The 8,048-nt window shown below is 75.1% G+C and carries 7 protein-coding genes; all 7 read right to left on the bottom strand.

The window, feature by feature from the left end; all coding sequences use genetic code 11:
• The coding region (locus ACFV4G_RS35810; protein WP_380446360.1) for a hypothetical protein at positions 1-249 on the bottom strand (249 nt) is incomplete at its 3' end.
• Entirely contained in the window at positions 249-905 is a 657-nt protein-coding gene (locus tag ACFV4G_RS35805) for an SMC-Scp complex subunit ScpB (protein WP_380446365.1), read from the bottom strand. The genes ACFV4G_RS35810 and ACFV4G_RS35805, both read right to left, overlap by 1 nt.
• 356 nt (positions 906-1,261) lie before the next feature.
• Positions 1,262-2,125, bottom strand: coding sequence for a segregation and condensation protein A (locus ACFV4G_RS35800; RefSeq protein WP_380446359.1), 864 nt, complete (start codon positions 2,123-2,125; stop codon positions 1,262-1,264).
• Positions 2,126-2,259: 134 nt separating this feature from the next.
• On the bottom strand, positions 2,260-2,892 hold the full coding sequence (locus ACFV4G_RS35795) for a hypothetical protein (protein ID WP_380446358.1): 633 nt from the start codon (positions 2,890-2,892) through the stop codon (positions 2,260-2,262).
• Complete coding sequence (locus ACFV4G_RS35790) at positions 2,889-3,956, bottom strand: ParA family protein (RefSeq protein WP_030245868.1); 1,068 nt, start codon at positions 3,954-3,956, stop codon at positions 2,889-2,891. Before ACFV4G_RS35790 ends, ACFV4G_RS35795 begins: the two co-directional genes overlap by 4 nt.
• Positions 3,957-4,390: 434 nt before the next feature.
• Positions 4,391-5,506: an alanine dehydrogenase gene (gene ald, locus ACFV4G_RS35785; RefSeq protein WP_380446357.1), complete on the bottom strand. Its 1,116-nt coding sequence runs from the start codon at positions 5,504-5,506 to the stop codon at positions 4,391-4,393.
• Positions 5,507-5,768: 262 nt separating this feature from the next.
• Positions 5,769-7,979, bottom strand: coding sequence for a tetratricopeptide repeat protein (locus tag ACFV4G_RS35780; RefSeq protein WP_380446356.1), 2,211 nt, complete (start codon positions 7,977-7,979; stop codon positions 5,769-5,771).
• Between the last annotated feature and the right edge of the window lie 69 nt (positions 7,980-8,048).

Here is an 8,048-nt window from a genome sequence, read left to right as displayed (position 1 = left end):
GGGGGGGCGGGGGGTGGGGGGGGGGCCCCGCCCGGACGAGCCGGAGCCGCCGCGCGAGCCCGCGCCGCCGCCGTAGGAGCCGCCCCGCGAGCCGCCGCCGTACGAACCGCCGCCGGACGAACCGCCCCGCGAGCCCGAGCCGCCGCGGCCGCCGCCGCCCCCGTAGGAGCCGCCGCCCCGGCCCCCGCCCTGTCCGCCGCGACCGCTTCCGCCGCCGCTGCTGTTCCTGCCGTTGCCACTGCTACGCATCAAAGTGTCCGTACGTCGTTCCGTCTGGGATGTGCGGTCGTTTCGGCCGACCTCACCGCCCCCTGCCGATCGTGCTCAGCCCGACCGGCCTCGCCACTGCCGTCCGCGGCCTGCGCGGCAGCGGCGGCGACCGCCTCCGCGATCATCGTGCCCTCCAGGGACTCCGCTTCCACGTCGTCGACCTCGGGCAGGAAGGGAGCGAGCTCCGGCAGCTCGTCCAGGCCGCGGAGCCCCATCCGTTCCAGGAAGTAGTTCGTCGTCCGATACAGGATCGCACCTGTTTCGGGCTCGGATCCGGCCTCTTCCACCAGTCCTCGCTGTACCAGGGTACGCATCACGCCGTCACAGTTCACACCACGGACGGCCGAGACCCGCGATCTGGACACCGGCTGACGGTAGGCGACGACCGCCAGGGTCTCCAGCGCGGCCTGGGTGAGCCGGGCCTGCTGGCCGTCCAGGACGAAGCGGTCGACGGCCGGGGAGCAGGCGGCCCGGCTGTAGAAGCGCCAGCCGCCGGCGACGTGCCGCAGGTCGAAGCCGCGCCCCTGGGCGGTGTACTCGGCGGACAGCCCGCGCAGGGCGTCGGCGATCTCGGTCCGGGGCCGCTCCAGCACGCCGGCCAGCCGGTCCTCGGTCACCGGTTCCTCGACGATCATCAGGATCGCCTCCAGCTCGGCCCGCAGCCCGACGCCGGGCGCCCCGACGTCACCGGCCTCCCCGGCGTACTCGGCGTACTCGGCGTACTCGGCCTCCGCCCGGACCGGCGGCACGTCGGAAGTCGGCGGAGCCGACTTCTGGTGCACCACGCGCGCCCCCGCCACGCGCACCTCAGCCACCGGCTCCGCCATGGGCGCCTCCACCACGGGCGCCCCGGCCACCGGCTCCGCCGGCCGCTCCGGCTCGTCCGGCACGAGCTCGAAGACCGGCTCCAGCCACTCCTCGGCCCGCGGCCGCCCGGGCAGCCCCAGCCGGCGGCGCTGCGGCCGCCCGCCGCCGTCCGCAGACGTCTCCGTCACCCGTCCTCCTCCTTCTCCCCCGCCGGCCGGTCGAACTCGTCCGTGACCTCCACCGCGCCGCGTCCCGGCTCGGCCACCCACCGCACGGTCAGCTCCCCGAGCGCCTCCGGCTGCTCGAAGGCGAGCGCCTGCTCGCGGTAGAGCTCCAGCAGCGCGAGGAAGCGGGCCACCACGACCAGGGTGTCCGGCGCGTCCGCGACCAGCCGCCGGAACGACGCCTCGCCCAGCTCCGTGAGCAGGGCCGCCACCAGCCCGGCCTGCTCGCGCACGCTGACCGGCGGGGTGTGGATGTGGTCCACGTACACGACGGGCGCCGGCTTCGGCTCCATCGCCTTCGCCGCGAGCTGCGCGAGCCGCTCAGCGCCGATGGTGATCACCACCTCGGGCAGCAGCTCGGTGTGGTGCGGCTCCAGCCCGGCGGTGCGCGGGCGCAGGCGCAGCTCGGCGGCCCATCGCTCCCCGAACACCTCGGCCGCCCGCTTGTACGCCCGGTACTGCAGCAGCCGCGCGAACAGCATGTCGCGCGCCTCCAGGAGGGCGAGGTCCTCCTCGTCCTCGACCTCGGCGGCGGGCAGCAGCCGGGCGGCCTTGAGGTCGAGCAGGGTGGCGGCGACGACGAGGAACTCGGTCGCCGCGTCGAGGTCCCAGTCCGGGCCCATGGCCCGGATGTGTGCGAGGAACTCGTCCGTCACGGTGGCCAGCGCCACTTCGGTGACGTCCATCCGGTGCTTGGCGATCAGGCCCAGCAGGAGGTCGAAGGGGCCCTCGAAGTTGTCCAGCCGCACCCGGAACCCGCCCCGCGACCCGTCGTCGGTCCCGGGGCTCGCGGTGGTGGCAGGCGGTTCGGTGGTGCTGGGCATGGCGTTCCATCTTCACCCGGCCCCGGCGCCCGCCCCGCCCCGGGGCCGTCGACACGCCGTGCGCCCGAATCCCCGGGGCGCCCCGGGGACGCCCGCCGAGGCCCGGAGGGCCCTTGGCCCTGGCCCTGGGGCCCTCAGCGACCGCGCAGGCGCCGCACCAGGATGGAGGCCTCGCCGCGCTGCTCCAGGTCCGCCAGGACGACCGCGATGGCCTCCCGGACGATCCGCCCGCGGTCCACGGCCAGGCCGTGCTCGCCGCGCAGCACCAGCCGGGTGTGCTCCAGGTCCATGAGCTCCTCGGCGGACACGTACACGGTGATCTTCTCGTCGTGCCGCTCGCGCCCGCTGGGCCGCCGCGGCGCGCGGCCGCGCGGGCGGGCCCGTCCGGCGGTGCCCGCCTGCTCCTCGGCGGTGCCGGCGTGCCGGGCGGCCGCCGGGGCGCCGGCCGGGGTGGCGGCGGCGCCGCGGCCGCCCTGGACGGTCTTGCCGCCCGGGGCCCCGGCGGAGCGCTGCACGGGCGGCTGCGCGGGCGCCGGGACGGTGGCGGCCGACTGGTCCTGCGGGGACGGCCGGCGTCCCGTCTCGCCGGTGCCCCGGGCGTCCTGGGCGTCCTGCGTGCCCTCGGCGCCCTCGGCGCCGTCCGTGCCGTTGCCGGTCCGCGCGGTCTCCGGTCTGGATGCCTCGGCGGCCGGACGCGGCGCGAGGGACGGCGACAGCGCCATCCCGCCGGTGGTCCGGAACAGCTCGTCGGCACCCGGGAGACTCACTCGGCGGGGCGGCACCGGTCGAGCACCTCCCTGGCGAGCTGGCGGTAGGCGGCGGCACCGACCGAGTTGGTCGCGTACGTGGTGATCGGCTCGCCGGCGACGGTGGTCTCCGGGAAGCGCACGGTCCGCCCGATGACGGTGTGGAAGACGTGCTCGCCGAACGCCTCGACGACGCGCGCGAGCACCTCGCGGCTGTGCACGGTGCGCGAGTCGTACATGGTGGCGAGGATGCCGTCCAGGCGCAGCTCGGGGTTGAGCCGCTCGCAGACCTTCTCGATGGTCTCGGTGAGCAGCGCGACGCCGCGCAGGGCGAAGAACTCGCACTCCAGCGGGACGATGACGCTGTGAGCGGCTGTCAGCGCATTGACCGTCAGCAGGCCCAGCGAGGGCTGGCAGTCGATGATGACGTAGTCGTAGTCCGGCAGCAGGGGCTTCAGGGCGCGCGCCAGCGCGGACTCCCGGGCGACCTCGCTGACCAGCTGGACCTCGGCGGCGGAGAGGTCGATGTTGGACGGCAGCAGGTCCATGCCCGGCACGGCCGTCTTGAGCAGGACCTCATCGGCCGTCAGGCCGCGCTCCATGAGGAGGTTGTAGACCGTGACGTCGAGTTCCATCGGGTTGACGCCGAGTCCGACCGAGAGCGCGCCCTGCGGGTCGAAGTCGACGAGCAGCACCCGGCGGCCGTACTCGGCCAGCGCGGCGCCCAGGTTGATGGTCGACGTGGTCTTGCCGACGCCGCCCTTCTGGTTGCACATCGCGATGATCTGCGCGGGGCCGTGCTCGGCCACCGGCGCGGGGATCGGGAAGTAGGGCAGCGGGCGGCCGGTGGGGCCGACCCGCTCGCGGCGCTGGCGCGCGGCGTCGGGGGCCAGCGTGGCGGCGTACTCCGGGTCCGGCTCGTACTCGGCGTCCGGGTCGTCGTAGGCGCCGTAGGCGAACTCGCCGTAGGCCAGGCCGTAGGCCGCCAAGTCGGCGTCGTGATCGGTCACCGTGGTCACCTGCGCTGTGTTCTGGCGTGCTTCGAAGGTACGGAGTGCGACCGAGCCGACCTCGGCCGAGCCCACGGAGGGCTGCCGGGCCCCGGGCTCCTCACTCGGCTGGCCGGCGGTGCGTTCCGCCAGTCCTGGCTGACCACCCCCGGGAGCAAATGTCGACTCATTCACAAGTCGTCTTACCTCCTTGGGCATCCAGGACTCTATGTCGATTCGTCAGCGTGGCAGCAGCCGACGGTTTGCGACTCTAGGCCGTTCAAGGCGTTCGCAGCAACACAATCCACGGTAGTGGGCCTCATGTGTCGACTATCGGGCGGGCCGCTGTCAAGGGATGAGTGGCCTGTTGACCCTAACGTTTCTGCGCCGGGGTGCGGTGGGGTGACACGACCGACGAAAATTGACGACAGAGCGACCCGCCCGCGCCACCGGCCGTTCACGCGCACGGCGAAGCCCCCGACCCGAGGGGAGAGGGTCGGGGGCGAACGACCGCCGTGCGGTCAGGGTGTTCAGGCGAGCACGCTCTCCAGGGACACCGACTCCAGGCCGAAGGCCTCGGCGACGGCCGGGAAGGTGATCTGGCCCTCGTGCACGTTCAGGCCCTTGGCGAGCGCCGGGTCACGGCGCAGCGCCTCCTTCCACCCGCGGTTGGCCAGCTCGACGACGTACGGAAGCGTCGCGTTGGTCAGCGCGTAGGTGGAGGTGTTCGGGACGGCGCCCGGCATGTTGGCCACGCAGTAGAAGACCGAGTCGTGGACCTGGAAGGTCGGCTCGGCGTGCGTGGTGGGACGCGAGTCCTCGAAGCAGCCGCCCTGGTCGATGGCGATGTCGACGAGCACGGAGCCCGGCTTCATGCGGGAGACCAGCTCGTTGGTGACGAGCTTCGGGGCCTTGGCGCCCGGGATCAGCACGGCGCCGATGACCAGGTCGGCCTCGATGACGGCCTTCTCCAGCTCGAAGGTGTTGGAGACGATGGCCTTGATCTTCGTGCCGAAGATGCGGTCGGCCTCGCGCAGCTTGTTGATGTCGCGGTCGAGCAGGGTCACCTCGTAGCCCATGCCGATGGCGATGGTGGCCGCGTGCCAGCCGGAGACGCCACCGCCGATGACGACGGCCTTGGCCGGGTGGGTGCCGGGCACGCCACCGGGCAGCACGCCGCGGCCGCCGGCCGGGCGCATCAGGTGGTAGGAGCCGACCTGCGGGGCCAGCCGGCCCGCGACCTCGGACATCGGGGCGAGCAGCGGCAGGGCGCCGTTGCCGAGCTGCACGGTCTCGTACGCGATCGCGGTGGTACCGGACGCGACGAGCGCGTCGGTGCCGGCGCGGTCGGCCGCCAGGTGCAGGTACGTGAAGAGGGTCTGGCCCTTGCGGAGGCGGTGGTACTCCGAGGCGATGGGCTCCTTGACCTTCAGCAGCAGGTCGGCGGTGGCCCACACCTCGTCGGCGGTGGGGAGGATGGTGGCGCCGGCGGCCACGTACTCCTCGTTGGGGATCGAGGAGCCGACACCGGCGTTGTCCTCGATGTAGACCTCGTGTCCGTTGCGGACCAGCTCATGCACGCCGGCGGGCGTGATGGCCACGCGGTACTCGTGGTTCTTGACCTCGCGGGGGATGCCGACCTTCACGGCTAAACACGTCCTCTTGCCATGGGGGTCCCTACCGGAGAAGACCGGCGGGCGCCGCGCACAGGGGGAAGCCTCCGGGGGCAGCCCGGGGCATGGATCGCTGCGCGACTGAGTTCGAGTGTAATGAAGCCCAGTCGGCGTGTCAGCCTTCCAAAGTGACTAATTTTGCCGGACACATTGGCAGGTTCGTAGGCTTCCACCGCGATCTTCCCATCAAAGATGCCCGAACCGGACATCTAAGACAATACCCCTGAACCGCCCCTCACCACCCGGCGTAGAGGCGTTCGCGCAGGTCCGCGAGGCTGGCCCCGACGGCCTCCCGGCCCCGTTCGTCGCCGAGCCTGCGCAGCACCGCCAGGGCGGCGCGGTACTCGCGCTCGGCCTCCTCGAAACGGCGCTGGGCGGTGTGCGCCTCGGCCACCCGGGCGAGCAGCCGGGCCTCCGCCGCCTGCTCCCCCATCGACTGCCGCAGCCCGAGCGCCCGCCCGTACCAGTCGGCGGCGCGGACGGCGTCCCCGAGCGCCCGGTGGCACCCGGCCGCGCCCTCCAGCGCCCGCGCGCAGAGCGGCTGGTCGCCGACGCTGCGGGCGTGCTCCAGGGCGGCCCGGTAGTGCGTCCCGGCGAGCTCCCAGCGCCCGGCGCCGGCCTGCAGGTCGCCCAGGTTGAGCAGCGCGGCCGAGGCGCGCCGGGGCCGGCCGTTGCGCTCGGCGACGGTCAGTACCAGCTCGTGCAGCCGGTGCAGGTCGGCGGGCGCCGCGCCGCCGGTGAGCGGCAGCGCCCGCAGCAGCGCGGTGACCAGCCGCCCGGCCGAGCCGTCGAGGTCGCCCTGGCCGATCGCGTCGCCGACGGCGGTGAGCAGGAGGTCCCGCTCGCCGAGCAGCCACTCCCGGGCGTGCGCGGCCGAGCGCAGCCGCAGCGCGGCGGGCAGCGGGTCCGGTGCGGGGCCGGCGGCCGGGTCGAGCAGCGCCCGGGCCGACTCGGTGAGCCGGACCATCCGCTCCAGCAGCCGGGCCCGGGCGAGCTCGGTCTCGGCGGGCCGGTCCTCGTGCTCGCGCAGCCGGACGAGCCGCGGGTAGAGCCGCGCGGGCACCCGGTAGCGCGGCGTGCCGTCGGGGGCCGGCGGCTCCTCGGCGAGCAGTTCCCGCCCGGCGAGCGCGGCCAGCGTCGCGGCGGCGTCCGGTGCCGGGCAGCCGACCAGGGCGGAGGCGGTGCGGGGGTCGGCCGTCTGGGCGGGGGCCAGGGTGAGGGTGCGCAGCATCCGCGCCTGGGCGGCCGGCAGCGTGCGGTACACCAGGGTGAACGCGCCGACCAGCGGGTCGTTGTCGGGGACGGGCACCGGCTCGGCGGGCTCCGGGGCGGGCTTGACCCAGGCCGCCGGGTCCGTGGCCGGTTCGGCGGGCGGCTCCGGCGCCGCGGCGGCGCCGGTCCCGGCCCCCTTGGCGTCCTTGAGGCTGTTGGTCCCCTTGCCCGCCCTGGCTCCCTTGGCGGTCTTCGCGCCCTTCGGGGCCGCCGCCTTCTCCTCCTTCTTCCCCTCGTTCACGACACTCTTCGCGGCGCTCTTCGCGGCGCTCTTCACGGCGCCGTTCACGACGCTCTGCGCGGCCCCCTTCGCCACGTCGTTCGGAGCGTCCTTCCCGGCGTCCTTCGCGCCGTCCCTCGCCGTCTTGTGCCGGTCCGCCGCCGGCCGGGCCGCCTCCTCGCCCAGGACGCCCGCGAGCTCGCGCGCCGCGTCCGTGACGGCCGTCTTCGGGTTGCCGCGCAGCCACCCGGCCATCAGCCGCAGCGCGGCCGGCCGGGCGGCGCAGGCCTCGGCGAGGTCGGCGCCGCCGACCGGGTCGCAGGAGAGCCGGGTGCCGCCGACCAGGTCGGCGAGCAGCTCGCCGGAGGCCTGCCGGTCGAGCCCGCCGAGGATGACGGGGTCGATGTCCTCGATGCCGGTGAGCGGCCCGGCGGTGGTGGCGAGCACCAGGCAACCGGGCTCGTCGGCGAGCAGCGGCCACAGCTGCCCGGCGTCCCGGACGTCGTCGAGCAGCAGCAGGACCCGGCGGCCGGTCAGGGCCTCGCGCAGCGCGACGCAGGCCGGTTCGTCGCGCCCGTCCTCGGCCGCGCCGGGCAGCGGCACGTCCGCGGCCGGGTCGAGCTGCTCCAGCAGCAGGCGGGCGGCGCGGGCGGGCGGCACCCGGGCGCCGTCGGGCGCGGACAGGCGGGTGAAGAGCACGCCGTCGGGGTAGTCCGCGGCGACGGTGCGGGCGAAGCGCACGGCGAGCGCGGTGCGGCCCGAGCCGGGGCGCCCGGCGAGCACGAGCACCGGGCTGCGGCCGGCGGCCGGGCGGGCCGCGGCGGCCCGCAGCGCGGCCAGTTCGGCGCGCCGCCCGGCGAACACCGTGGGGCCCGCCGGCAGCCGCTCCACACCGGGCACGGACCCGGCGGGCACTCCGGGGCCGGCGTCCATCGTCACCGTCTTCCTCGCCACCCGTGCCCACTCCCGACGTCGTCCGGTGCTCAGCGCGCGCGGCCCGGGACGGACCGCCTGTCTGCGAAG

Source organism: Kitasatospora sp. NPDC059747 (assembly GCF_042732955.1).
Taxonomy (GTDB): domain Bacteria; phylum Actinomycetota; class Actinomycetes; order Streptomycetales; family Streptomycetaceae; genus Kitasatospora.
Note: the sequence above shows the minus strand (reverse complement) of the source record. Positions and strands in the feature narration are given on the sequence as shown.